General features: G+C 73.7%; 27 protein-coding genes and 2 pseudogenes. 14 read left to right on the top strand and 15 right to left on the bottom strand.

Going from position 1 to position 23742, the window contains the following annotated elements; all coding sequences use genetic code 11:
- Positions 1 to 86 precede the first annotated feature (86 nt).
- Complete coding sequence (locus tag ACFOX0_RS21755) at positions 87 to 929, bottom strand: DMT family transporter (RefSeq protein ID WP_377548972.1); 843 nt, start codon at positions 927 to 929, stop codon at positions 87 to 89.
- 24 nt (positions 930 to 953) lie between these two features.
- On the bottom strand, positions 954 to 2276 hold the full coding sequence (locus ACFOX0_RS21760) for a glycosyltransferase (RefSeq protein WP_377548974.1): 1323 nt from the start codon (positions 2274 to 2276) through the stop codon (positions 954 to 956).
- Between the two features lie 90 nt (positions 2277 to 2366).
- Here ACFOX0_RS21760 and ACFOX0_RS21765 point away from each other — a divergent pair, with 90 nt between their 5' ends.
- Complete coding sequence (locus tag ACFOX0_RS21765; protein ID WP_377548977.1) at positions 2367 to 3647, top strand: glycosyltransferase; 1281 nt, start codon at positions 2367 to 2369, stop codon at positions 3645 to 3647.
- Between the two features lie 558 nt (positions 3648 to 4205).
- Here the strand turns inward: ACFOX0_RS21765 and ACFOX0_RS21770 are convergent.
- The gene (locus tag ACFOX0_RS21770) at positions 4206 to 4616 is read right to left on the bottom strand and encodes a GntR family transcriptional regulator (RefSeq protein WP_377548980.1); all 411 of its coding nucleotides are present in this window, start codon (positions 4614 to 4616) and stop codon (positions 4206 to 4208) included.
- Between the two features lie 143 nt (positions 4617 to 4759).
- Here ACFOX0_RS21770 and ACFOX0_RS21775 point away from each other — a divergent pair, with 143 nt between their 5' ends.
- A complete protein-coding gene (locus tag ACFOX0_RS21775) occupies positions 4760 to 4969 on the top strand; it encodes a hypothetical protein (RefSeq protein WP_377548983.1) in 210 nt (69 codons plus the stop codon).
- A gap of 216 nt (positions 4970 to 5185) precedes the next feature.
- Here ACFOX0_RS21775 and ACFOX0_RS21780 read toward each other — a convergent pair whose 3' ends face one another.
- The 3 genes from ACFOX0_RS21780 to ACFOX0_RS21790 are packed head-to-tail and all read right to left on the bottom strand — an operon-like array spanning position 5186 to position 6418.
- Positions 5186 to 5476, bottom strand: coding sequence for a DUF6295 family protein (locus ACFOX0_RS21780; protein ID WP_377548986.1), 291 nt, complete (start codon positions 5474 to 5476; stop codon positions 5186 to 5188).
- 20 nt (positions 5477 to 5496) lie between these two features.
- Positions 5497 to 6240, bottom strand: a complete 744-nt coding sequence (locus ACFOX0_RS21785) for a dienelactone hydrolase family protein (protein ID WP_377548989.1) — start codon at positions 6238 to 6240, stop codon at positions 5497 to 5499.
- A 1-nt stretch (position 6241) separates the two neighbouring features.
- Positions 6242 to 6418: a hypothetical protein gene (locus ACFOX0_RS21790; protein ID WP_377548992.1), complete on the bottom strand. Its 177-nt coding sequence runs from the start codon at positions 6416 to 6418 to the stop codon at positions 6242 to 6244.
- Between ACFOX0_RS21790 and ACFOX0_RS21795 the strand changes: the two genes are divergently transcribed.
- Positions 6417 to 6554 carry a hypothetical protein gene (locus tag ACFOX0_RS21795; protein ID WP_377548995.1) on the top strand — a complete coding sequence of 46 codons (138 nt, stop codon included), beginning with the start codon at positions 6417 to 6419 and terminating at the stop codon, positions 6552 to 6554. The two genes, ACFOX0_RS21790 and ACFOX0_RS21795, sit on opposite strands and share 2 nt — an antisense overlap.
- Positions 6551 to 6997 carry a MarR family winged helix-turn-helix transcriptional regulator gene (locus ACFOX0_RS21800; RefSeq protein ID WP_377548997.1) on the top strand — a complete coding sequence of 149 codons (447 nt, stop codon included), beginning with the start codon at positions 6551 to 6553 and terminating at the stop codon, positions 6995 to 6997. The genes ACFOX0_RS21795 and ACFOX0_RS21800 overlap by 4 nt, the downstream gene beginning before the upstream one ends.
- A gap of 72 nt (positions 6998 to 7069) precedes the next feature.
- Here ACFOX0_RS21800 and ACFOX0_RS21805 read toward each other — a convergent pair whose 3' ends face one another.
- A complete protein-coding gene (locus ACFOX0_RS21805; RefSeq protein ID WP_377549000.1) occupies positions 7070 to 7474 on the bottom strand; it encodes a ChaB family protein in 405 nt (134 codons plus the stop codon).
- Between the two features lie 202 nt (positions 7475 to 7676).
- On the opposite strand from ACFOX0_RS21805, the gene ACFOX0_RS21810 reads away from it, so the two are divergent.
- Positions 7677 to 8774 carry an acetate/propionate family kinase gene (locus tag ACFOX0_RS21810; RefSeq protein ID WP_377549003.1) on the top strand — a complete coding sequence of 366 codons (1098 nt, stop codon included), beginning with the start codon at positions 7677 to 7679 and terminating at the stop codon, positions 8772 to 8774.
- 109 nt (positions 8775 to 8883) lie between these two features.
- Positions 8884 to 9549 carry a DUF6766 family protein gene (locus ACFOX0_RS21815; protein ID WP_377549006.1) on the top strand — a complete coding sequence of 222 codons (666 nt, stop codon included), beginning with the start codon at positions 8884 to 8886 and terminating at the stop codon, positions 9547 to 9549.
- 20 nt (positions 9550 to 9569) lie between these two features.
- Here the strand turns inward: ACFOX0_RS21815 and ACFOX0_RS21820 are convergent.
- Positions 9570 to 9671, bottom strand: a pseudogene (locus ACFOX0_RS21820) (NAD-dependent epimerase/dehydratase family protein); the annotation flags it as partial.
- 75 nt (positions 9672 to 9746) lie between these two features.
- On the opposite strand from ACFOX0_RS21820, the gene ACFOX0_RS21825 reads away from it, so the two are divergent.
- Positions 9747 to 10064: a hypothetical protein gene (locus ACFOX0_RS21825; protein WP_377549008.1), complete on the top strand. Its 318-nt coding sequence runs from the start codon at positions 9747 to 9749 to the stop codon at positions 10062 to 10064.
- A gap of 306 nt (positions 10065 to 10370) precedes the next feature.
- Complete coding sequence (locus ACFOX0_RS21830; protein WP_377549010.1) at positions 10371 to 12149, top strand: acyltransferase family protein; 1779 nt, start codon at positions 10371 to 10373, stop codon at positions 12147 to 12149.
- Between the two features lie 126 nt (positions 12150 to 12275).
- On the opposite strand, the gene ACFOX0_RS21835 is transcribed toward ACFOX0_RS21830, so the two are convergent.
- On the bottom strand, positions 12276 to 12878 hold the full coding sequence (locus tag ACFOX0_RS21835) for a peroxiredoxin-like family protein (protein ID WP_377549012.1): 603 nt from the start codon (positions 12876 to 12878) through the stop codon (positions 12276 to 12278).
- Positions 12879 to 13226: 348 nt separating this feature from the next.
- Here ACFOX0_RS21835 and ACFOX0_RS21840 point away from each other — a divergent pair, with 348 nt between their 5' ends.
- The 4 genes from ACFOX0_RS21840 (at position 13227) to ACFOX0_RS21855 (ending at position 16664) form a co-directional block, all read left to right on the top strand.
- On the top strand, positions 13227 to 13865 hold the full coding sequence (locus ACFOX0_RS21840) for an RNA polymerase sigma factor (RefSeq protein WP_377549015.1): 639 nt from the start codon (positions 13227 to 13229) through the stop codon (positions 13863 to 13865).
- Positions 13866 to 13876: 11 nt separating this feature from the next.
- Positions 13877 to 14893 (top strand): FIMAH domain-containing protein, encoded by a 1017-nt coding sequence (locus ACFOX0_RS21845; protein WP_377549017.1) that lies wholly within the window; start codon positions 13877 to 13879, stop codon positions 14891 to 14893.
- 154 nt (positions 14894 to 15047) lie between these two features.
- Positions 15048 to 15368 (top strand): STAS domain-containing protein, encoded by a 321-nt coding sequence (locus ACFOX0_RS21850; RefSeq protein WP_377549020.1) that lies wholly within the window; start codon positions 15048 to 15050, stop codon positions 15366 to 15368.
- A 231-nt stretch (positions 15369 to 15599) separates the two neighbouring features.
- Positions 15600 to 16664: a P1 family peptidase gene (locus ACFOX0_RS21855; protein ID WP_377549023.1), complete on the top strand. Its 1065-nt coding sequence runs from the start codon at positions 15600 to 15602 to the stop codon at positions 16662 to 16664.
- Positions 16665 to 16718: 54 nt separating this feature from the next.
- Here the strand turns inward: ACFOX0_RS21855 and ACFOX0_RS21860 are convergent, their stop codons facing one another.
- On the bottom strand, positions 16719 to 17471 hold the full coding sequence (locus tag ACFOX0_RS21860; protein WP_377549026.1) for a lysozyme: 753 nt from the start codon (positions 17469 to 17471) through the stop codon (positions 16719 to 16721).
- A gap of 246 nt (positions 17472 to 17717) precedes the next feature.
- Between ACFOX0_RS21860 and tsaA the strand changes: the two genes are divergently transcribed.
- Positions 17718 to 18137 (top strand): tRNA (N6-threonylcarbamoyladenosine(37)-N6)-methyltransferase TrmO, encoded by a 420-nt coding sequence (gene tsaA / locus ACFOX0_RS21865; RefSeq protein ID WP_377549028.1) that lies wholly within the window; start codon positions 17718 to 17720, stop codon positions 18135 to 18137.
- An 83-nt stretch (positions 18138 to 18220) separates the two neighbouring features.
- Here the strand turns inward: tsaA and ACFOX0_RS21870 are convergent.
- The 4 genes and pseudogenes from ACFOX0_RS21870 to ACFOX0_RS21885 all read right to left on the bottom strand — a co-directional run.
- Positions 18221 to 18427, bottom strand: a pseudogene (locus ACFOX0_RS21870) (mycothiol transferase); the annotation flags it as partial.
- Between the two features lie 53 nt (positions 18428 to 18480).
- Positions 18481 to 19041, bottom strand: a complete 561-nt coding sequence (locus tag ACFOX0_RS21875) for a hypothetical protein (RefSeq protein WP_377549030.1) — start codon at positions 19039 to 19041, stop codon at positions 18481 to 18483.
- A gap of 48 nt (positions 19042 to 19089) precedes the next feature.
- Positions 19090 to 20118 (bottom strand): Acg family FMN-binding oxidoreductase, encoded by a 1029-nt coding sequence (locus ACFOX0_RS21880; protein WP_377549031.1) that lies wholly within the window; start codon positions 20116 to 20118, stop codon positions 19090 to 19092.
- Between the two features lie 51 nt (positions 20119 to 20169).
- Complete coding sequence (locus ACFOX0_RS21885) at positions 20170 to 21186, bottom strand: Acg family FMN-binding oxidoreductase (protein WP_377549034.1); 1017 nt, start codon at positions 21184 to 21186, stop codon at positions 20170 to 20172.
- 175 nt (positions 21187 to 21361) lie between these two features.
- Here ACFOX0_RS21885 and ACFOX0_RS21890 point away from each other — a divergent pair, with 175 nt between their 5' ends.
- Complete coding sequence (locus ACFOX0_RS21890) at positions 21362 to 22000, top strand: response regulator (protein ID WP_377549037.1); 639 nt, start codon at positions 21362 to 21364, stop codon at positions 21998 to 22000.
- A gap of 39 nt (positions 22001 to 22039) precedes the next feature.
- Here ACFOX0_RS21890 and ACFOX0_RS21895 read toward each other — a convergent pair whose 3' ends face one another.
- Positions 22040 to 23671: a GAF domain-containing sensor histidine kinase gene (locus ACFOX0_RS21895; protein WP_377549100.1), complete on the bottom strand. Its 1632-nt coding sequence runs from the start codon at positions 23669 to 23671 to the stop codon at positions 22040 to 22042.
- Positions 23672 to 23742: the final 71 nt, after the last annotated feature.

A 23742-nucleotide genomic window follows, 5' to 3' on the forward strand; every position in this document is an offset into this window, starting at 1 on the left:
TCTTCACGTAATCGACTGATAGCTCTGTGTGATCAGACCGAGCGTACCGAATTACCCGACGTCGGGGCCGGATTCGCCGATCGCCGTCACCGCGAGCGGGTCGTACCGGCCAGCACGATGCCGACCGTCATGACCACCGCGGCGGCCACCTGGATCACCACCCGGGCCGGCTCCAGGGACAGCCGCTCGTGGAAGGCGGTGACCCCGACCAGCACCCCGACCAGCGGGTCGACCAACGCGATCACGCTCAACGAGGCGGCGATCGGACCGCCCTGGAAGGCGTTCTGGTTGAGCACCACGCCGCCGATCCCGACCACGACCAGCACGTAGAGCTGCCAGTCGTTGAGCACCCCCACCGGATCGGCGGTGAACTCCGCGGTCAGCGTCTTGAGCAGGGCGGCGGCCGCGCCGTACAGCAGGCCGGTGGCGATGCCGAGCAGCACGCCACGGGACGCCTCACGCACCCGCCAGGCGCCGATCAGACAGATCGCGAACAGGGCGCCGATCACCAGCCCCACGCCGGTCCAGGCCAGCGGCGACGGCTGGTCGACGCCGGCCCGCGGGTTCGCCGCGATGAGGAAGGCGGCCAGCCCGGCCACGCCGAGCGCGACGACGAGCAGGTCCCGCCGGTGCGGCCGACGCCGTTCCAGGGCGGCCTCCAGCGGGATCGCGATGAACACCCCGGCCAGCAGCAGCGGCTCGACCAGGGCGAGCGCGCCGAAGCTGAGCGCCATCGCCTGCAACACGGTCGCCGCCACGTCCGGGATCCAGCCGAACAGCCACATCGGGCGGTGCAGCAGCCGGAACAGCAGGCGCGGGTCGAACGTCCGGGTGGCCGGCTCCCGCTTCGCCGCGTGCTGCTCCAGCGTCGAACCGAGCGCGAAGACCGTCGCCGACGCGAGCCCCAGCACGACGGCCAGCAGGCTCACGACGCGATCCGCCCGGCGCCCGGCCTACCACCGGGGCGCGGTCGGACGGACCGGCCCGCACCGGTCGCCGGCCGGTCGGGGCGTGACCCAGCCGAGCACGGCGGCCGGACGATCGTCTCTCGGCGCCCGCCCGGCGGCCACCGCCCGCAGGCTCGCCGACCCGTGCCAGGCCAGCAGGGCCGCCGTCGCGACGACGGCCACCGCACCGGCCCGGCTGGTCCACCGGGTGGTACGGATCGGCGGCCGGACCGCCGCCGGGACCCGTCCCCGGACGACGGCGGCGATCTCAGCGGTCGGGTCCGACTCGAACAGGCCCAGCCCGATCGCGCGCTGGCGCCGGCCGCGCACACCGTCGGTGAGTTCCAGCAGGACCGGGCCGAGGTCCCGGCGGCGCCGTACCCAGGTGGTCACGGCGGCCCGGTCCATGGTGGCCGCGTTGGCCCGGCCGTGCCCGGGAATCGGCCGGTAGGTGGCGACCGGCAGTCCGGACGCCATCGCCTCCAGGGCGGTCAGCCCACCGGCGTTCTCCACCAGCACGTCGGCCGCGCGCAGCAGCGCCGGCATGTCGTCCACCCAGCCGAACACGTGCACGCCGGGACGACGTGTCAACCGCCGGCACAACGCGCCGTTGCGGCCGCAGACCACCACCGGCGTCGCCACCCCGGTCCGGGCGATCTCGGCGGCCGTCCTGGCCACCTCGCCCACCCCCCACGAGCCGGCGACGAGCAACGCCAGCCGTCCCTGCGCCGGCAGTCCGAACCGTTCCCGGGCGCGGCGTTTTTCCGCCTCCGAGCCGGGCCGGAAATCCGGCCCGACCATCCGACCCACCACCCGTACGCCCCCGGCGCCGAGTCGGCGCGCCTCGGAACGGGTGGTCCGGTGGGCGGCGCAGTGCAGGTCGACGCCGGGCGACACCCAGATCGGGTTGACCGCGAAGTCCGTCAGGTAGGTGATCACGGGGACCGCCAACCGCCCGTCGCGGCGCAGCGGTCCGAAGACCTGGCTGACCACCGGATAGGTCGACACGACAGCCCGGGTGTCCGGCGGCAGGACCGCCAGGGCCCGGCGGCGGATGGGCCGCAGCAGCGCGCGGGTGCTCGGCGCCGCACCGCCGAACCGGGCACCGATGGAGAAGAGGAACCCGTAGAACCACGGCAGCCGGCTCAGCATGCCGTGGTAGGTGCCCTGCAACAACCGGCCGAGTCGCCAGGGGAACAGGTCGGCGAGATCGAGGCAGTCGGCCGCCAGCCCCCGCTCGCGTAGCCGACGGGCCAGTTCCCGGCTCGCACCGTCGTGCCCGGCACCGGCGCTCGCCGAGACGATCACGACCCGGTCGTTGAACGTCATCCGGCCTTCTACCCGCCTCCGACCGGAAGATTCCTCACCGTTCCGAGGAAAGGAACGGCCTCGCCTCTGCCGACCGACCTAGGATTCGAGGTGGACGGGACGGGGGCGGATGGGGTGCGGCTGCTGATCGTCACCGCCGGATCGCGGGGCGACGTCGCCCCGTACACCGGTCTCGGTGTCCGGCTGCGGGCGGCCGGTCACCAGGTCGCGATCGCCGCGCAGAGTTCGTTCGCCGACCTGGTCGGCGGCTGCGGCCTGGAGTTCCGGGCGCTGCCCGGCGACCTGCGGACCCTGCAGGCCGACTCGGCGGCCCGGCGGCTGCGCCGATCCGGTCCGGGGCTGCGCGGCGCCGGCGAGTTCGTCCGGATCGGCCGCCGGTTCGTCGACCAGATCGGGGCCGGCCTGCTGGCCGCCGCCGAGCCGGGCGTCGACGCGCTGCTGCTGTCGACCACCACCGCGCCGCTGGGTTACTCGGTCGCCGAGCTGCACGGGGTGCCGAGCCTGGGTGTGTTCCTGCAACCGGTGCAACCGACGGCGGACTTCCCGCCGATGATGCTGGGCACCCGGACCCTCGGCGCCCGGCTCAACCGCGCGGCCGGTCACCTCGGCCAGGCCGTCGGCCGGCAGGTGTACGCGACGGCGTCCCGCCGCCTGCGCGAACGCGCCAACCTTCCCCCGGTCGGCCTGCGCGAGCTGGCCCGCCGGTCGGCCGCGGACCGGTGGCCGGTGCTGCACGGGTTCAGCCCCGCCGTGGTCCCCCGGCCCGCGGACTGGCCCGCCGAGCTGCGCGTCGTCGGATACTGGTGGCCGGACCCGGCCACGCCCTGGCGGCCACCGCCGGAACTGGTCGACTTCCTGGCCGCCGGACCACCACCGGTATATGTCGGGTTCGGCAGCATGGTCAGCGAACGGGACCGGCTCGCCGACCTGGTCACCTTGGCGCTGCGCCGGGCCGGACTGCGCGGCGTGCTGCAGGCCGGCTGGGCGGGCCTGTCCGGCGTCCACGCCGAGAACGACGACCTGATCACCATCGGCGAGGCGCCGCACGACTGGATCTTTCCCCGGATGGCGGCGGTGGTGCACCACGCCGGCGGCGGCACCACCGCGGCCGGGTTGCGCGCCGGCGTACCGGCGGTCGCCGTGCCGATGCTGGCCGACCAGCCGTTCTGGGCCGGCCGGCTGGCCGCCCTGGGCGCCGCCCCGGCCCCGGTGCCGCCCCGGCGGTTGACCGCCGCCCGACTGGCCGACGCGCTCCGCGCGGCGGTCCACGACCCGGCGTACGGCCGCCGGGCGAAGGCGCTGGCCGCCGAACTCGCCGACGAGGACGGCGCGGGCGCGGTGCTCCGGGCCGTCGAACGGCTGGCCGGTTGACCGGCTGACGATGTCGATGGGACAGTGCCGCCGCCGTGCTTGCCGGCAGGGATAAAACATGCAAGCCTGGACTCTGAGGAGGGGAGTATTCCCTCGCCACCAAGTCGTCAACACGGCCGTTGTTCGGCCCGGCTTCGTGGGTCACCGGCTACCTGGGTAACTGTCCATGGTGGGCGGTGGCGGGAGAGACCTCCGACAGTCACACGGATGCGCACGAACTTGCCTGCCCCAAGGCGGCGAGTCTCGATGTGGTGACCTGTCGGAGGGTCCCTTGCTCGCATTGCTTGATCCTGTACTGGCCGCAGCCCCTTGGACTCTTGTGCTAATTGCTGGCATCACGGTGACCGGCAAGATCGTCATCACGGTTCTAGCTCTACGAGGAACTGAGCCGAAGGATCGACCGAACATCATCAGAGCGGTGGCCGAATTGTTCCGATGGCGTCGATGAGCGAAACTCACGACCGCACGACTGCCGCCAAGCGCACTTCGCATGCCGCTGCCCACTGCCGTTGTCCGAGCTGAGGCAATCGATGGCGTAGCAGCCCATCCGACCTGTGATCACGTCGGACGGATCAGCTCTGTCCTGTCGGCCGGATGCACGTCGATCGCCCCGTCGAGATGGTGCAGTTCTATCACCGGGACCCCTTCGTCAAGGCCATGCTCGGCTCGCTCGGGGTCGGCGGGCATACGGGCGATCGCCCGACCGCCCGGTGGCAGCTCCACCGGCACGCGTTCAGGTGCCGGTCGCACCCGGGACCGCTCCCCACGTTCGGTGCTGACCAATCCTTCGGTACGTAGCAGCGCCAGCGCCTGCCGTACGGCGTCCCGGCCGACGCCGTACTCCTGGGACAGTGCCAGCTCGCTCGGCAACGGCGCTCCGGCGGCGTACTGCCCGGAGTAGATCCCCTCGCGGATCAGGTTCGCGAGCTGGCGGTACACGGGTGTGTGCGAGCGCCGGTCGATCGACATGGACGGCAGCCTTGCTGATGGGTACAGCCATGTGCCCTTGTGGCCATAAGGCCATATGGCTGAAGTGAAGGCTACGAACCTCAGCCGACGCCTTCACCGGCCGCCCGGATCGGACGGCGCCGCGGTTCGTCCTCCTGCTCCCCATGGAGGCCGCCAGTCTCGACCAGGCCGTGAATCTCGGCGTGATCCTCGGCCGGTCGTTGCGGCACATACCCGAACTCCGAGCGCGGGACGAACTGGTGATGGACCTCCCGACCGAGACCCTGCACGGCGTCTTCTGCGACCGCGTCCTGCCCGGAGGGCCGGAGTGCTTCCGGCCAACGGGACACCCCGGCCTGTGCGAGGCCTTGTAGTCCTGCCACCTGAGGACGGCCCGATGCCACTCGTTTGGCGGTCCCGTTGCGGGGCCGCGACCGCCGGCCGAGTGGTTGCGATTTCGGGGCTACATCAAGGAAGTAGTAGCTACTGCTTCCTTGATGTAGCGCCAAAATTGGCACCCGGCCCCGACCCAGGCGCCGGCCCAGGCCCCGGCCTGCGCCCGTTGACGGCCGCGGCGCCGAAACCAATGGCTAGTGGCCCGGTGCCGGCTCGGCCGTACCGCTGGCCAGGCCGGGCGGGGCGGCGGCCAGCGCGGCCTCGATCGCGGCAACCAGCGCCCGGGCGGACTCCTCGGTCAGTTCGACGGCCACCCGGGCGCCCGGACCGGCCGCCGGGTTCAGGAAGTCGATGTTGACGGTGTGCCCGTACGGCGCGTGTTGCGGGTGGTCGACGTAGACCGTGCCGTCGGTCAGGGTGAACCAGCCGTCGGGTCCCTTGCCGCTGCCGTCGACGACGATCTTCTCGGTGAGATAGGTGCACACGTGTCGTTCCTCCCGACGGGTCAGGCGTTCAGGTGGCGGTCGAAGAAGGCGAGGATGCGACGCCAGCCGTCCACCGCGGCCTGCGGGCGGTAGCTGGGCCGGTCCACGGAGAAGAAGGCGTGCCCGGCGTCCGGGTAGGTGTGGAACTCGAAGGTCTTGCCGAGGTCGGTCAGCACCCGTTCGAGTTCGGCGTTCTGCTCGGTCGACGGGTAGCGGTCCTCGGCGCCGAACAGGCCCAGCAACGGGCAGGACAGCTTGCCGGCCTCGCCGACGACCGGGGTCACCGCGAGCGGGAAGTTGTCCGGCGGGTCGCCCACCACGAAGGCGCCGTAGCAGTCGACGGCGGCGTCCAGCGGCAACCGGCAGGCCGCCAGGAACGCGTGCCGGCCGCCGGAGCAGTGGCCGATGACGCCGACCCTGCCGGTGGCGGAGGTCAGCCCGCGCAGGTACGCGGCGGCGGCCTCGACGTCGCCGACCATCCGGTCGTCCGGCACTCCCCCGGCGGCCCGGACCGTGGCGGCGGCGTCGTCCGGGCTGGCCCCGGGTGCCTCACGGCTGTAGAGGTTGGGGCAGACGGCGGCGAAGCCGTTCGCGGCGAACCGCCGGACCATCTCCTTGGTCGACTCGTCGTACCCGGGCATGTGGTGGATCACCACCACCCCGCCGTACGGGCCGGGCCCGAGCGGCCGGGCCAGGTACGCCTCGATCCGGTCACCGCCGGCCCCGGGGATCGAAATGGTCTCCGCCAGCATCGCGTCGTACACGTCAGTTCTCCTGTCGCTCGTCCGACCCGGGCCATTCTCGACCATCCATCGCCCCGACGCCGCCGGGCAGGTCTCCGGCTTTCTCCGCGCCCAACACCACCGCGGTGATGAACGCGGTGCCGGCCGACCAGCGTGGCGTGGCGTCCGGCATCCGGGCCGCCTTCCAGAATTGCGGCATGGTGCTGTCCATCGGGGTGTTCTTCTCGTTGCTGGTGGTGGTCTTCATCCTCGCCGCCGCGCTGGCCGCCGCCGGAGCGGTGGTCTCGCTGTTCCGCGGCGGGATCTACATCCACGACGAATCGGAAGGCGCATGACCGAACGGGCGACCGACGAACCGGTGTTCGCCGATCCACAGCTCGCCAGCCGGCTGCGGCTGGCGGTCGGCCGGTTGAACCGGCGGATCCGCCTGGCCAGCAACGACGTGCCACCGCTGCAGTTGTCCACGCTGGTGACCGTCGAGCAGCACGGCCCGTTGCGACAGGGCGAGCTGGCCCAGCGGGAGGCGGTCAGCGCACCGACCATGAGCCGGATCCTGGCCGCCCTCGACGAGCGGGGGCTGGTCCTGCGTACGCCGGATCCGGCCGACGCCCGGTCGACGCTGGTGGCGATCTCGGCGGCCGGGACGCGGGCGTTACGCGAGATCCGCTCGCAGCGCACCGCCCTGCTGGACGCCCGCCTGGCCCGCCTCACCCCGGACGAGCGGGCGGCCCTGCTGGCCGCCCTCCCCGCACTGGAGTCCCTGGTGACGGAGGACTGACGAGCGGAACCTTGGCGCGTTTCGGCCCTTCGAGGGGCCGCCGCACGCCAAGGTCCGTTCCGGTCACCGCCTTCAGGCGCGCGCCTTGCGGGTGTCGCGGGCGTTGGCCTTGCGGATCGCCTCGACCAGCTCCGACTTGGTCATCCGGGACCGGCCGGTGATGTCGAGCTTCTTGGCCACGTCCATCAGGTGCTGCTTGCTGGCGTTCGTGTCGACGCCCTCGGCGGTCTTCCCCGAGTTGGTCGGGCGCTTGCGGGCCGCCTGCTTGTCGCTCGGGCCCTTGCGACCGTTCGCCTTCGGTTCCCAGTGGTCGCCGACCTTCTCGAACGAGTGCTTCACCGCGGCGAAGGCGGTGCGGTGCGCGCGCTCCCCCTCGCCGTAGGAGTCGACCGCGGAGTCGTGCGCCTCCGCCCAGGTGTCCTGCGCCTTCTTCGGCGACCGCTGCAGGGTGCTGGGCATCTCCTTACGCGCCGGCATCTCGTGCTCCTTCCGGTAGTCCTCGACTCGTTCCTGCCCAGCGAACGCGCCCGGCAAACCGGACGAGTCGACCGGCCGGGCGGGCGGTCCACCGGCGTCCGGATGCCGTCGTGAAGCGGGACGGCCAGCGGACGGAACGACGGTCGGCGAGGATGGAGGACATGAGCGAGCGAACCGGCCGGCACCGCGGCGGGTGGCCGGCATGACGATCCTCACCGTGGTCGCCGGATCGTCCAGCCTGCACCTGGCCTACGTGCGCGACGGCCGGGTCACCGACCGGCTGGACCGGTCCGAACCGCCCGGCACGGCCGGTGCCGACGAGCCGACGCGGGAGTTCATCGCCGGGCACGAGCCGCCCCGGGCGGTCGGTCACCGGCTGGTGCACGGTGGGGATCTGGTCACCGCACCGACGCCCGTGGACGACCGGCTGCGGACCGCGTTGGACGGGCTGACCACGCTCGCCCCGCTGCACCTGCCGCCCGCGTTGCACCTGCTGGACGCGATCCGCGGCCAACTGCCCGACGTGCCGCAGGTGCTCTGTCCGGACACCGCCTTCCACGCCGACCTGCCCGAGCAGGCCGCCACCTACCCGCTGCCGGCACCGTGGCGCGAGCGGTGGGGACTGCGCCGGTACGGCTTCCACGGGCTGTCCTACGCGTACGCCCTGGGTCGGGCCGCCGACCTGCTCGGCCGGCCCGCGGCCGAGCTGTCCCTGGTGCTGGCGCACCTGGGCGGCGGCGCGTCGGTGTGCGCGGTCCGGGACGGCCGCAGCGTGGACACCTCGATGGGGTTCACCCCGCTGGACGGCGTGCCGATGACCAGGCGCTCCGGCGCGGTCGACCCCGGCCTGCTGCTCTGGCTGCTGGACGGCCGGCTCGACCGGGACGAGCTCGACGACGGGCTCAACCACCGGTCCGGGCTGCTCGGCCTCTCCGGCGGCCGGTCCGACGACACCCGCGACCTGGTCGCCGCCGCGCCCGACGACCCGGCCGCCGCGCTGGCCATGGCGGTCTACATCCATCGGGTACGCCGCGAGCTGGCCGCCGCCGCGACCAGCCTGGACCGGCTGGACGGCATCGTGTTCACCGGTGAGATCGGCTGGGACCAGCCGGAGGTGCGCGACGGGGTGTGCGCCGGGCTGGGTCTGCTCGGCGTGGTGCCGCCCGGCGGGGGCAATCGGGACACCGACGCGGTCGTGTCGGCCCCCGGCGCCCGGGTGCCGGTGCTGGTCGTCGAGCCGCGCGAGGAGTTGCAGGTGGCCGTCGAGACCGCCGCCGCACTGGCCGGCGGGGCGTCCTGACCCGCCCGTCGGCGTTTGCGGCCGTCGGTCGTTGGAGAAAGCGGACGGGTTACGAAAACCTCGCGGATCGGAAACACCCGACGGGGACCAGGCCGGCACAGGGAGGCACATGATGCGGCGATGGTTGCGGGATCACGGGCTGACGGTGGCCATGCTCGGCGCGTTCGTGATCTTCCTCGGGTTGCAGGCGTTCTTCGGCTGGCGGACGCACAACGAGGAACTCGCCGAGTACGGCCGGCCGGCCCAGTCGCTGCTGACGTACCTGCACAGCGGGCATTTCTTCGAGGCGGTCTTCGAGAACTGGGAGTCGGAGTTCCTGCAGATGGGCGGGTACGTCCTGCTCACCGCGTACCTGGTGCAGCGCGGGTCGGCCGAGTCCAAGCCGGTGGACCAGGAGGACCGGCCGGACGACCGGGCCGAGCAGGCGACCCCGGACTCGCCCTGGCCGGCGCGGGTCGGCGGCCCGGCGCTGGTGCTCTACCGCAACAGCCTGGCCATCGCGCTGCTGTTGATCTTCGCCGGTTCGTTCGTCGGGCACCTGCTCGGCGGCACGGCCGCCTACAACGAGGAGCAGATGCTGTCCAGCGGGGCCCCGCCGATCAGTGCCTGGGAGTTCCTCGGCACCAACGACTTCTGGTTCCAGTCGATGCAGAACTGGCAGAGCGAGTTCCTCGCCGTCGGCGCGCTGATCGTGCTGAGCATCGTGCTGCGCCAGCACGGGTCGCCCGAGTCGAAACCGGTCACCGCACCGCACGCCCTGACCGGGTCGAGCTGACCGGCGGCGCGGTCAGCCGGTCGGACGGTCGGACCGACCACGTCGAGGTCGGGTTCGTTCCGCAACCGTCGCAGCAGGGCCGTGCCGACGTTTCCGGTCGCCCCGGTGACCACTATTCGCATGGGTTGGCCCTACCCGCACCGGCGCCCGCCATGCGACCGGACGGGCGTTTGTCCGGTGGAACGTCGGGTATCGCGATGGCGATGTCCGGCCTGCGGCAGATCACCAAGCCGCTCGGGCTGATCGAGGCGACCCCGCCGGAGGCCGTGCTGCGCGGAGCCGCTCCCCGCCTGCTCCGCCGGGTCCCGCCGGAGCGGCGTCCGATCGAGCTGGTGCACAACGCGTACGGCATCGCGGGTGGGGTCGTCTTCGGCACGCTGCCCCGGCCGGTGCGCCGGCGACCCTGGGCGGGCCCGACCTACGGCCTGCTGATCTGGGCGAGCGAGCGCGGCCCACCACCCGAGCGGGCGGCTCGGGTGGGAGATCGCTCACTTTTCGGCCTCTCGGCAGGGTGAACGCCGGCCGTCGACCACTGATCATGGCGGTTCGGTCGGGTATGTTTTCCCGGTGGGCACGCCGGATCACGACCCGCTCACCGGTCCGGCCGTGGCCGGCGTTTGCCAACGTCGGGGAACGGGCACGAAGGGTCCAGCATTCGCCTTCCCGTACCGTGACCTCCCCCGCGACACACCACGAACGGTCGATCGAATCCGGACTTCCCGGGCAACCGGTGCCCGGCTTCGGCGTCCCCGAAACCCCGTACCGTCGATGATGTCCGGCCCGGTGGGTGACCCTCGGCACCGGCCCAGCAGGAGGCGTTGATGAGCGTCGTCGCACCGGGTTCGCCCGTCGTCGCGTCCACCGATTCCGTCCCGCCGGTCGACCCCGCCACGCCGGCCACCGCCACCGCCGGCGTCGCCACCAAGCCCCGCGACCGCGACCGTTACCTGGACATGTGGCGCGCGCTGGCCCTGGTAAGGGTGGTCGCCTACCACGTGTTCGGCTGGATCTGGCTCACCGTCCTGTTCCCCGCGATGGGGCTGATGTTCGCCCTCGCCGGCTCACTGATGGCCAGTTCGTTGGACCGGGCCGGGTCACGCTCGGTCGGGCGTCGGCTGCGCCGGCTGCTTCCGCCGCTGTGGGCGTTCGGCGCGGTGGCGTTGACCGTGCTGTTCGTGACCGGCTGGGGACCGGCCCCGTCGGCCCGGCTCGGCTGGGGCGAACTGGCCTGGTGGGCCTTCCCCGCCCGGACGCCCCCGGTGGGCAGCCAGCACTGGGCCTGGGCCTACAACTCGGTCCTGTGGTACATCGTCACCTACCTCTGGCTGGTGGTGCTGTCGCCGGCCCTGTTGGCGCTGTTCCGGCGCTGGCCGTGGCCGACCCTGATCGCCGGGCTCGCCCTGCCGGCCCTGTTCCTGTTCCAGGTGGTGCAGGTCGGCGGCTACTTCAACGAGCAGGCCACCAACGTCTCCACGTACGTGGGTCTGTGGATGCTGGGCTTCGCGCACCACGACGGCCTGCTGCGGCGGATCCCGGCCCGGCGGTACGCCGGCATGGTCGGCGCGCTCGCGGTGACCGGGGCCGTCTGGGTGGTCATCTCCGCGCTCGCCCACGGCAGCTACGACCTGAACCGGATCCCGGTCGGCAACACCCTGTGGTCGGCGGCCTTCGTGGCGACCGTGCTGCGGTTCCGGCCCCGGCTCGACTGGATCGGCCGGGTTCGCCCGCTGGCCCGGATCATCGAGCTGCTCAACGCCCGCGCGGTCACCGTCTACCTGTGGCACCTGCCGCTCGCCATGATCCTCTCGTCGTTGCTCGCCCCGGTCACCATCAATTCGTTCACCGCCCAGGTGGCCATCCGGCTCACCGGGGTGTGGCTGCTCACCGCGGCGGCGGTGGCCCTGTTCGGCTGGGTGGAGGACCTGGCCGCCCGCCGGACACCCGCCCTGCTGCCCCCGTCCGCCGAACCGCCCCGCGTCGCGGCGAAGCGCGCCGCCGGGCCGGTGGCCGGGTCCACCACCGTCGGGGAGGTGGCACCGACCCTCCGACGGCCGGTGAACCGGTGGCACCTGGGAATGGTCACGTTGGTGGTGACCCTGGCGTTCAGCCTGGCGTACACGGCGGTGCACGTGTCGCCCAGCTCGGCGACGACCCAGAGCCAGGGCCGTCAACCGCAACACGAGGTGGCCCACTACGTCTCGGACCTGCTGCTGGTCCTGGACGACGCGTCCGCGCCCGGCCTGCCCGACCGGAGCACCGCGATCGAGCCGGGCACGGTGAGCGTGAACGGCGAGAGCTATCCGCACGCCGTGGTGGCGCCCACCCCCAACCGGCTGCGCGTCCACCCGCCGGCCGGCTGCGACCGGCTGCGGGCGGTGGCCGGGATCGGCGACACCGACAGCGAACGGATCCGGGTGACCTTCGCGGTCCGGGTGGACGGCGTGACCGTGTACGACTCCGGTCCGCTGCGGACCACCGACGCGCCCGCGAACGTCGACGTGGAACTGCCCGGCGCGAGCACGGTCGACCTGATCAGCGTCAGCGCCCGGGGCACCGCCTCGGCGATCTGGGCGGACGCCCGCTTCGTCTGCGCCGCCTGACCCCGACCCGCCGGGCTGGCCGCCCGACCCCGACCGGCACCCGCCGACCCCGGCCCGCCGGGCTGGCACCGACCGGACAACCGCCTCGCCAGGCTCCCGTCTCCCACCGCAGGGGGACCGACGCGGTCAGGCCGGGGCCGGATGGCCGGGCCGGTCGGACCGGGCCAGGTCGAGCAGTTCGTCGACCGACCACTGGTCGTAGGCGTGTTCGCCGTACCTCACCGCCAGCACCCGGCCGTCGCCGTCGATCAGGAAGTCGGCCGGCAGGCCGAGCCGACCGTTCTCCTGCCGCAGCGACGGCAGTGGTTTGCGGCGGCGCAGCACGGCCGGCAGGTCGAGCACGATCGCGCGCAGGACGGTCGCCCAGACCCGGGGGTCGAGCAGGGCCCGGCGGTGTGCCTCGACGCCGAACTCCCGGTAGAGCCGCCTGGCCGGGTCGGCGACGACGGCGAACGGCAGGTCGTCGGTGTGCTCGCGCAGCTCCGCGGCGTCGGAGTGGAACACCACCACCTCCCGGACACCGGCCGCCTCGATCTCGTCGTGCCGGCGGACGATCGAGCGCAGGTGCAGGTTGCAGATCGGGCAGCCGGCGAACCGCCGGAACTGCAGGTGCACCAGCCGGCCCGGATCCGGCACGGGCACCCGGCCACCGCCGACCGTGTCCAGCTCCCGACCGGTGACCGTCCGGCCGACCGCCCAGCGCGTGCCGTGTCGTCGAGTCGTCGACATGGATCGTCCTCCCCCGTTAGCGTACGTTGTACTCCTACAGGGAGGATATGAGCGTACGCCGTACACCGTCAAGGGATGTCGGTGCGCTCCGGTTGCCGGTCGTCCGCGGCCGCCTGGTCCTCATCCTGGCGCTGAACCTGGTGGTCTGACCGGCCGGCTCGCCGAGGCCGAGGCGGCACGGCTCGCCGGGCCGACGTCCCGGGATCCGCCGACGGACCCGCCCGGGCGCCCGGATCGGTACGCTGTCCGGATGCCGCCCCTCCCGGTCGCCGACACCCGGCGCCCCGCCGGCGCGACCGGTCGGTCGGCGATCGGCGCGGCCGGTCCCCGGCCCGGTGGGCGGCGCGGGTGATAGTCGACTCCCCCGCGCCGCAGAACCCGCCCGACGGCTGGCGCGCCGACGCGACCGCCGACGACCGGTTGTCCGCCGACGTCGAGGCCGCGCAGGGCGGGGACGAGCAGGCGTTCCGGCGGTTGTACCGGGCCGTCCAACCGCCGCTGCTGCGCTACCTGTACGGGCTGGTCGGCGACGACGCCGAGGACGTCGCGGCCGAGGCGTGGCTGCAGATCGCCCGCGACCTCGGCGGCTTCCGGGGCGACTACACCGGCTTCCGGCGGTGGGCCGCCACCATCGCCCGCAACCGGGCGATGGACCACGCGCGGCGGATGCGCCGACGACCGAGCGTCTCGGTGCCGGTCGAGTCGCTCGAACGGCTCGCCGACAACGCCGACACCGCCAGCCTCGCGGTCGGCGCGATGAGCACGGCGGCCGCGTTGGAGCTGGTGGCCTCGCTGCCCCGGGACCAGGCCGAGGCGGTGCTGCTGCGGGCCATCATGGGGCTCGACGCCAGGTCGGCCGGCGAGGTGCTCGGCAAGCGACCGGGCGCGGTGCGCACCGCGGCGCACCGCGGGCTGCGCCGCCTCGCCGCGCAGTTGGACCGATCGGCGCAGGACGGCCCGTCCGGGACCGGGCAGGCGTCAGGATGACGAGGTGGGGAGTGGATCGGTCCGATCCTGATCGGCTGAGCCGGGAGGCGGCCGAGGCGTTGCTGTCCGGCCATCTCGCCGCGACACCGGACGCGAACGGCGCGGCCGGGTTCGCCGGGGACGCGACCCCGGCCGCCGCCGTGGCGGACCTGCTCGCCCGGGCACGGGGGCCCGCCTGGCTGGACGAACACGCCGGCGAGGAGGCCGCCGTCGCCGCCTTCCGCGCCGCCCGGGACGCCCCGGCCACGGCGCGGTCCGGACCGACGCCGGACCGGCAGGCCCGGTCGCGGCCGGTGCTCGGCCGGCTGGTTCCGGCCAAGGTGCTGGCCGTGGCGCTGGCCACCACCGCCGGTGGGGTGGTCCTCGTCGCCGCCACGGCGCCCGGTGACTGGCTGCCGGGCGGACCCGATCCGACCACACCGTCGGTGGTCCCGTCCCAGCCGGGCTCGGTCGCGCCGGCACCCGCGCCCACCCGCTCCCCCGACCAGGTCATCCCCGGCACCGGTGGACCGGCACCGCGACCGCTCGTCGACCTGTGCCGCGCCTACCTCGCCCTGCCCGCCGACCGGGCCGCCGGGGCGCTGCGCCGCCCGGAGTACGCGCCGCTGGTGCGGGCGGCCGGCGACAAGCCGGTGCGGGCGTACTGCGCGGCGACGGTCGGCACCGGTCCGACCGGATCGCCGGCCGAGTCGGCCTCGACGCTCGGGACCCAGGCCGCTCCCGCGACCGAGGTGGCGGACGAGTTCGCCCAGGTGCTGACCGAGGAGACCGCGGCCGGCCGGGTGCAGCAGAAGGAGTCGGACAAGCTGGCCAAGTCGCTCGCGCAGCTCCGTGACCAGGCCGCCCGGGGCAAACCGGACCAGGTACGCCGGACCGCCGACCGACTGGCCGACGAGATCGCCCGGTACCGCCGGAACAACACCGTCTCGGCGCAGAGCGCGGACCGGCTCACCGCCGTCCTGCGGCCGTTGGTCGACCCGGTCGCGAACGGTGTCGGGCCGACGGATCCGCCGGACGGGAATTCCTGACCCGGCCCGTCGTCACGGCCGGTGACCGACCGCGTGGCACCGGCCCTCCGGAGCCGGGCCGCTCGCCCTGCGACCCCGACGAACCTCGGTTAACGTTGCCACCACCTGCGGGAACGGTCGACGCCCGCAAGACGCACGGGTGGAGGAGAATGACGTGGGTGACGCTGTCGTCCGGCAGCAGTTTCTCGACGACGGCACGGCCGTCATCGAGCTCCGTGGCGAACTGGACCTGGCCATCAACGACGCGCTCCGGGTGCTGCTGGTGGAGACCGTGACCAAGGCGGCACCCGCGCGCATCGTGATCGACATGTTGCACGTCAGCTTCGTCGACTCGACCGGCATCGGTGCGCTCGTCGCCGGGTTCAACGCCGCGGAGGAGGCCGGCATCGAGTACTCGGTCCGGTCGATGGCGCCGTTCGTCGAACGGCAACTGCGGGTGGTCGGGCTGTACGACCAGTTGGCCCGCCCCGAGTGAGCCGGCGGCGCCACCTGCTCCATTGATCCGTTTGCCGTCCGAGCCGCCGGGGACCTGACCCCGGCCCGAACCGCCCGGCGTGTGCCGGCCCACCCTGGGCCGGCACGCACCGTTTTCCGTGACGGAACAACCGCACGACGGGTCGGAGCGGGTGCGCGGTCGGGTCGGCGTCGGCCATGCTGGGGCGATGCTGATGGCGACGAGGCCGGCGTACCACCGGGTCGGTGCGCGGTGAGCGCGGCGGCGTGGCGGCCCGGACCGACGAACACCCTGACCGACGTGACCGGCCTGCGGGTCGGACATCACGGGCGGACCGGCGACGGGTGGCTGACCGGCTGCACGGTGGTGCTCGCGCCGCCCGGCGGCGCGATCGGCGGGGTGGACGTGCGCGGCGGCGGGCCGGGCACCCGGGAGACCGACGTGCTCGACCCGCGCAACCTGGTCGACCGGGTACACGCGGTGCTGCTGGCCGGTGGCAGCGTCTTCGGGCTGGACGCGGCGGCCGGGGTGGTCGGTCGACTCGCCGACGCCGGTGTCGGGTTCCCGGTCGGCGCCGGCCCGGGCGAGGTCGTCCCGATCGTTCCGGCCGCGATCCTGTTCGACCTGGGTCGGGGCGGCCGGTTCCGGGCCACGCCGGATGCGGGATTCGGGGCCGCGGCGTACGACGCGGCGAGCGACGGACCGGTGCTGCTCGGGTCGGTCGGGGCGGGCACCGGCGCGCGGGCGGGCGGGATGAAGGGCGGGATCGGCTCGGCCAGCACCGTGCTGGACGGCGGGACGACGGTGGCGGCGCTGGTCGCGGTCAACGCCGTCGGATCACCCGTCGACCCGACCACCGGGGAGCTGTACGGCGCCCGGTACGGCCTGGCCGGCGAGTTCGACGGGCTGCGGGCGCCGGATCCGGCCGACCTGACCGCGGTGCGGGAATCCCTGGCCACCGCGACGACCGGTCGGGTAGGTGGCACGCCGTTGAACACCACGCTCGCGGTGGTGGGCACGGACGCCCCGCTGACCAAGGCACAGTGCCAGAAGCTCGCCGGGATCGGGCACGACGGGCTGGCCCGGGCGATCCGGCCGGTGCACTCGATGTTCGACGGGGACACGGTGTTCGCGCTGTCCACCGGGGCCGACGGGGGTACGGATCCGCTGGCCTTCAACGCGCTGCTGGCCGCGGCCGGCGACACGGTCAGTCGGGCGGTGGCACACGCGATGTTGGCCGCCACGGGGGTCGAGGGCATCGCCGGCTACGCCGACCTGTTCCCCGGCGCGGTCCGGGACCGGCCCGCGGAAGGATGACGGCGCGGCGGTGGGGCGTGGCCCCCCGCCACGCCCCACCGCCATTCCCCTCGGTCAGCAGGTTCCGTTGCAGGCCAACACCTTGAGCCGGTCCAGGGTGCCGTTCCATACGTTCTGGTCCCCCGGGAACGTGCCGGACGAGGCGTACTGCCAGAACGAGTACGTCCCCCAGCCGGCCGGCAGGGTGCCCACGCTGCTGGAGTAGCGGGCGATCCACAGCGGGTTGTTCGTCGCGAACTGCGAGGTGTTTCCGGTGCAGGTGCTCCACCAGTCGGTGGTGGTGTAGATGGTGGCCCACCGGCCGGTGCGCGAGTAGTACTGGTTCACGAAGGACGCGATCCAGCTGCGCATCGAGGCCTGCGAGAGGCCGTAGCAGGTCGACCCGTACGGGTTGTACTCGATGTCCAGGGCCCCGGGCAGCGTTTTGCCGTCCTTCGACCAGCCACCACCGTGGCTGATGAAGTAGTCGGCCTGGGCGGCGCCGGTGGTGGTGTCCGGCCGGGCGAAGTGGTACGCCCCCCGGATCATGCCCACGTTGTACGACCCGTTGTACTGCTGGGCGAAGGACGGGTTGGTGTAGTAGGTGCCCTCGGTCGCCTTGACGTAGGCGAACCGGGCGCCGTTGCTGTAGGCGGCCGACCAGTTGACGTTGCCCTGGTAGTTGGACACGTCCATGCCGGGCAGGCCCGCCGGTGCGGCGCTGGCCGGGGCGGCCACCAGCGCCGTCCCGGCGGTGACGCACAGCGCCGACAGCAGGGCCAGTAGCCGCGCCCGGGTCCTCGCCACCGACCTTCCGAGTTGGTTCATGGTTGCCTCCGAGAGGGGGTGAGCCGCATCAGCGGCATTGACGGAGATCGACCTGTGAGAAAAGATCTGCCAGCCATTAGGGCACAGATGGAAAGAAATATTCAAGTGGTTCGTTGAAGATTTTCTCCGCGCGCGTTCCGTCGACCCCGGGATCGGCGACCCGGCGGACGGGCCGCGGCGGGAACCGCGGCCGGCCGGTACGCTGGGCGCCCGGGGCCGCACCGGGCGGCCGGAAGGTGGCGAGCCGTGGTGGTCGATCCGCCGTACACAGTGCACCCGATCGGTCGGGTCCGGTCGCCGCTGACCGACCGCGACCTCGCTCCCCGACAGGGCGACGAGGGTGCACCGGAGTCCACCCTGGTGTTCACCGCGGACGTCGCACCGGGCCTGGCCGGGATCGCGGTCGGCGCGGAACTGCTCGTCCTGACCTGGCTGGACCGGGCCGACCGGGACGTGCTGGTGGTCCACCCGCGGGGCGACCGCGACCGGCCGGAGCAGGGCGTGTTCACCACCAGGTCGCCCGACCGGCCCAACCCGATCGGGCTGCACCGGGTGACGGTGCTGTCCGTCGACGGTACGCGCCTGCGGGTGCGGGATCTGGAGGCGCTGGACGGCACGCCGGTGCTGGACGTGAAGCCGGTACTCGGCCCGCCCGACGAGCGCTGAGCGGCCGTCCCGCGCGGGACCGGGCGCCGACCCCGTCCGGCGGCGCGGATCGAGCGCCGGTGCGACTTGTACAGCGGGTGCGCTCAGCCGGTGGGCAGCAGACCGCGCACGTAGCCGGCCTGCCCGGCGTGCTGGAGGTCGTCGTCGACGACACTGACCAGCCGGACGTCGAGGGTCACCGGCGGATCCCACCGCTCGTCGACCACCCGGTCGAGGTCCGCCGGCCGCAGACCACGCAGGAACTTCCGGGTCCGGGCCGCGACGGCCTCGTGGTAGTCGACCAGCGCCCGCGCGGCGGGCCGGACACCCCCGGGAGGTGTCCGGCCCGCCGACGATCCGGGCGCTACCGGAGCCAGGGCATCCGCCGCACCAGCGGAAGCCGGGCCCAGAAGCGTCCCAGTCCCAGGGTGTCGCCCGCGCCGACCAGCGCCAACCCGGCGAGCACGGCGGCGTAGACCAGGTGGTCGTCCATGAAGACGTTGTTCTCCGGGGGCAGCACGGCCGACCACATCATCACCAGCAGCAGCCCACCGGCGACCGCCGCGACCCGCAGCCCGATGCCGAGCAGCAGGGCGACACCGATGGCGAGCAGGCCGAGCATGAACAGCCAGTCCGCCCAGGCGCTGCCGGCGATGGCGTGGTAGAAGCCCTTGAACGGGCCTTCGGCGCCGAACTTGAGGAAGCCCTGCGTCGGGTGCCCGCCGTTGATCCAGGCGGCCTTGCTGGCGGTCTCGTGCCCGAGGCCGAACGTCTTGTCCAGGAACGCCCACAGGAAGATCCAACCCAGGGCCAGCCGGGTGCCGGCCCAGACGTACCGGGCCGCCTTCTGCCGGGTGCTCTCGGTGGGCCGGGAGACCGCCGGAGCGGTCGTCGCGGGGGTGGGCCGCTCAAGCATCGCGGTCATGGTCTGCCGTCCCTTCATCGCTTTCTTCCCCGTTCGCCGGGGCCACCTCTATTGGACGCCGGGCGCGGTGACACCGGCAGGGCCGGCGGTCCGTGGTACGCCGGGACTTTGGTCCCGCTCCTCGAGGACCTCGGCGACGTCCCGGCGCGGGGTGGGCCAACCCGGCTGGCCGTAGCCGACGCGCAACACGATCTGCGGGGTGCCGTACCGGCCCAGGGCCAGCCGTAGCTGTTCCCGGGCGGCGGGCACCTCGATCGGTTGGGACAGCAGCGACACGGCGAGCCGGGCGTCGGTGGCGGTGAGCAGCACCCGCTGCAACGCCTGACCGGCCCGGATCTGGTCGGCGGCGGTGTCGCCGGCGCAGCCGAGCACCGCCACCAGCGGTTCGGGTTCGAGGTCCCGCCCGGGCGCCCGGGTCCGTACCCCGAAGGGGCGCTGCGGGAACAGGTCCTGCGGCTCGGGGACCGGCCCGCCGGAACCCACCGGCACCCCGTCCGGGGCCTCGACCCGGCGGGTCCACCGGGCCACCTCAGCCCGGTACCGGGGATCGCGGTCCAGCACCCGGTTGGCGCCGTGCGCGATCTCGGCCAGCGCGGCCACCGGAGCGGGGCCGATGACCAGCTCCAGCCAGGCGCCCTCGGCGCGGGCCGCCTCCAGCAGCCGCCAGCGCGCCTCCGGCGGCACCGGCGTCGGCCAGAACGGCGACCGGTTGCTGTGCCGGCGCGGGATCGCCGCGTACAGGCCGCGCTCGGTCGGGGTGGGCGGCCGGGGCCCGGCCGCGGTCAGCCGGGCCACCAGGTCCGGCTCGGCCGGATCGGGCCGCAGCCGCACCTGCGCGGGCGTGCCGGCGGCGGCCAGCGCGAGCCGCAGGTTGAACACGGCGGCGCCGCAACTGAGCCGGGCCGCCCAACCGGTCGGATCGGCCACCGGCAACCGTCGCCGCGGGTCGACCAGGACCTCGATGGCGCCGTACCGGAGCCGGAACCGCCACGGCTGGCTGTTGTGCAACGACGGTGCCCGGATCGCGGCGGCCACGCCGGCGCGCAGGTCGTCCATGGTGAACGCGTCGGTCGACATCGTCTCCCCCTCTCACCCGAGCCCGGCCGGGTGCCCCCGCCGCGCTGCGGGTCAGTCCGTCCCGGCCGAATCAGTCGGGAACTCGATGACCTGGTCGGCGTCCCGGCGGGGCACCGGCGGCGGGTCGTCCTGACCGGTCGGCACCCCGACCCTGACCACCAGGTAGGGCTCACCGAGCCCGGCCAGCAGGTCGCGCATCAGCCGGCGCGGCCAGTCCACCTCGATCGGGTCGCTGATCGGCGCGGCCGCCAGCCCGGCGACCACGGCGGTGAGCAGCACCGCGGACAGCGCCTCGCCGCCCCGCAGCCAGCCGGCCGGCTCGTCGGTGGCGCCGAAGAGCACGCCGTACGTCGCGCCGCGGTCCCGCCCGGCGCCGACCTCCAGCCCCGGCTCGGTGCCGACCGCGTAGTCGCGCACCGGTACCCGGCGCGGCGCCTGCCGTACCGCGGTGCTGGCCGGCACCCCGTCCCCGCTGGTCGGCGGCCGGTTGGTCCACCGGGCGAGTTCGGCCCGGTAGGCCGGGTCGGCCAGCTCGCACGCCGCGGCGTGCGCGGTCGCCACCGCCAGCATCGGCAGCTGGTCCTTGCGCACCACGTGCAGGTAACCGCCGTTGCGCTCGGCGGCCGCGCGCAACCGGTCGACCGCCGCGGCCGGCACCGGCGGGTCGCCGAACCCGCGCCGGTCGGTCCGCCGCCGGTCGATGGCGGCCCCCAGCCGTACGTCGTCGTCGGTCGGCTCACCCCGGCCGGTCACCCGGATCCGGGCCAGCAGGTCGGGCTGTCCGGGCTCGGGAAACCGGGTGACCTCGGCCCGGTAGCCCTCGGCGGCCAGCGCCACCCGGGCATGGTGCAGCGCCGCGCCGCAGCTGACGACGAGCAGCCGGCCGTCCGGGTCGGTGGCGGCCAGTTGCCGGTCCCGGTCGGCGTGCAGCTCCAGGCCGTCCGGGCCGATCCGCCAGCGCCACGGCTGGGTGTTGAACACGGACGGGGCGCGCAGCGCCCGCCGGGCCGCCTCGGCCAGGATCTGGCCGGTACGGGCGGGCGAGGGTGTCACGGACGTACTGGTCATGGATTGCCTCCTTGCCGGTGTCAGCTCCCAGGCTGTCCCGGCGGGGGCGGGCACGGACAGGGCCGGAGGTCCCCTCCCCGCCGGGACCGCCGGCCCTGCCCACCCCGCTCCGACGGTCCCGGAGGGGACTTTCGGCCCTGGTGCCCCGGCCGGGTTCCTCGGGTAGAAAGAACGGATGATCCGCGTCTTTCTCCTCGACGACCACGAGGTCGTCCGCCGTGGCCTGGCCGACCTGCTGCAGAGTTCCGGCGAGATCGAGGTGGTCGGCGAGTCCGGCTCGGCCCCGGAGGCGGCCCGCCGGATCCCGGCGCTGCGGCCGGACGTGGCGATCCTGGACGCGCGGCTGCCGGACGGCAACGGCATCGACGTGTGCCGCGACGTGCGGGCCGTCGACTCCACCATCAAGGGCCTCATCCTCACCTCGTACGAGGACGACGAGGCGTTGTTCGCGGCCATCATGGCCGGCGCCTCCGGGTACGTGCTCAAGCAGATCCGCGGCAACGACCTGGTGGACGCGGTACGCCGGGTCGCGGCCGGGCAGTCGCTGCTCGACCCGGCGGTCACCCAGCGGGTGCTGGAACGGATCCGCTCCGGCGTGGAGCAGCCGAGCGAGCTGAAGGCGCTGACCGAGCAGGAACGGCGAATCCTGGAGTACGTCGCCGAGGGGCTGACCAACCGGGAGATCGCCGGCCGGATGTTCCTGGCCGAGAAGACGGTCAAGAACTACGTCTCCAGCCTGCTGGCCAAGCTCGGCCTGGAACGGCGTACCCAGGCCGCGGTGCTGGCCACCCGGCTGCTCGGCCAGCGCCACTGAGCCCGACCCGTCCGACCCGGTCCAGACGCGGACCGGGTCTCAGTCGCGCAGCGGGACCTGCCAGCGCAGCACCGTGCCACCCGGGTCGCCGGCCGTCACCTCGAAGACGCCGCCGTGCCGCTCGGCCCGTTCGGCCAGGTTGACCAGGCCACCCCGGGCGGCGGCCGGGTCGGTGCCCACCCCGTCGTCGGTGACCGTCACCGTCAGGTCACCGGCGTCGACCCGGATGTCCACGCCGACCCGGCTGGCCCGGGCGTGCCGTACCGCGTTGGACAGCGCCTCGCGCAGCACGGCGAGCAGGTCCGGGCGGACCGCGTCCGGCACCGCGCTGTCCACCGGCCCGGAGATCGACAGTTCCGGCCGGAACCCCAGCGATTCGGCGGCCAGGTCGACGGCGTCCCGGATCTCGGTCCGCAGCGCGGCGGTCATCGGGGTACGCAGCTCGAAGATGGCCCGGCGGATGTCCCGGATGGTGGAGTCGAGATCGTCGACCGCCGCGTTGATCCGGCCGGCCACGTCGGACCGGACGGCCAACGGCACGGTGCTCTGCAGTTGCAGCCCGGTGGCGAACAGCCGCTGGATCACCACGTCGTGCAGGTCGCGGGCGATCCGCTCGCGGTCCTCCAGCACCACCAGCAGTTCCCGTTCCTCCTGGGCGCGGGCGCGTTCCATGGCCAACGCCGCCTGTCCGGCGAAGCTCGCCAGCAGCGGCACGTCCTCCTCGGTGCGTCCGGTCCGCCGGCCCACCGGGTAGCCGACGACGAGGACACCGTGCAGGGTTCCGGCGGCGGCCAGCGGCGACACCACCGCCGGACCGGCGGTGAGCTCGACCGGCCAGGGCGCGGCCTTGGCCAGGCACTCCACCACCGCGTGCCGGCGGTCGGTCACCGCCGGGGCGAAGCTGGTGTCGGTGGCCGGCAGCACCGTGCCGGTCAGCTCGGCGAGACCGTCGTGCGCGCTGTCGACCACCTCGACGGTGAACCGGTCGGCGTCCTCGTCGTAGAGCAGCACCAGCACCAGTTCGGCCTCGGCGACCTCCCGGGCCCGGCGGGCGACCAGCGCCAGCGCGTCGGTACGGCGTACCTCGCCGAGCAGCACACCGGTGATCTCGGCGGCGGCCGCCAGCCAGCGCTCCCGCCGGCTGGCCACCGCGTACAGCCGGGCGTTCTCGATCGCCACGCCGGCCGCGGCGGCCAACGCGACGACGATCTGCTCGTCGTCCTCGGTGAACTCGGCGGCGCCCCGCTTCTCGGCCAGATAGAGATTGCCGAAGATCTGGTCCCGGATGCGCACCGGCACGCCGAGGAAGCTGTGCATCGGCGGATGGTTGGCCGGGAAGCCGTACGACCGCGGGTGGTCGGTGATCTCGGGCATCCGGACCGGTCGCGGCTCGGCGATCAGCAGGCCCAGGACACCGCGGCCGCGGGGCAGGTCACCGATCGCGGCGTGCGTCGCCGGGTCGATGCCGTGCGTGATGAACTCGGCCAGCAGGTTGTCCGGCCCCACCACGCCCAGCGCGCCGTACCGGGCGCCGACCAGGTCGCAGGCGGCCCGCACGATCCGTTGCAGGGTGCTGCGCAGATCCAGGTCGGCGGCGATCCCGACGACCGCGTCGAGCAGGGCGCGCAGCCGCTCCCGGCTGGTCACCACCTCGCCGACCCGGTCGAGCATCTCCTGCAGCAGTTCGTCCAGGCGTACCCGGGACAACGGGGTCAGGCCCAGGGACGGGTGGTCGCTGGCGG

Origin of the sequence: Micromonospora zhanjiangensis, from assembly GCF_042650605.1 — a bacterium.
GTDB classification, from domain to species: Bacteria; Actinomycetota; Actinomycetes; order Mycobacteriales; family Micromonosporaceae; genus Micromonospora_J; species Micromonospora_J zhanjiangensis.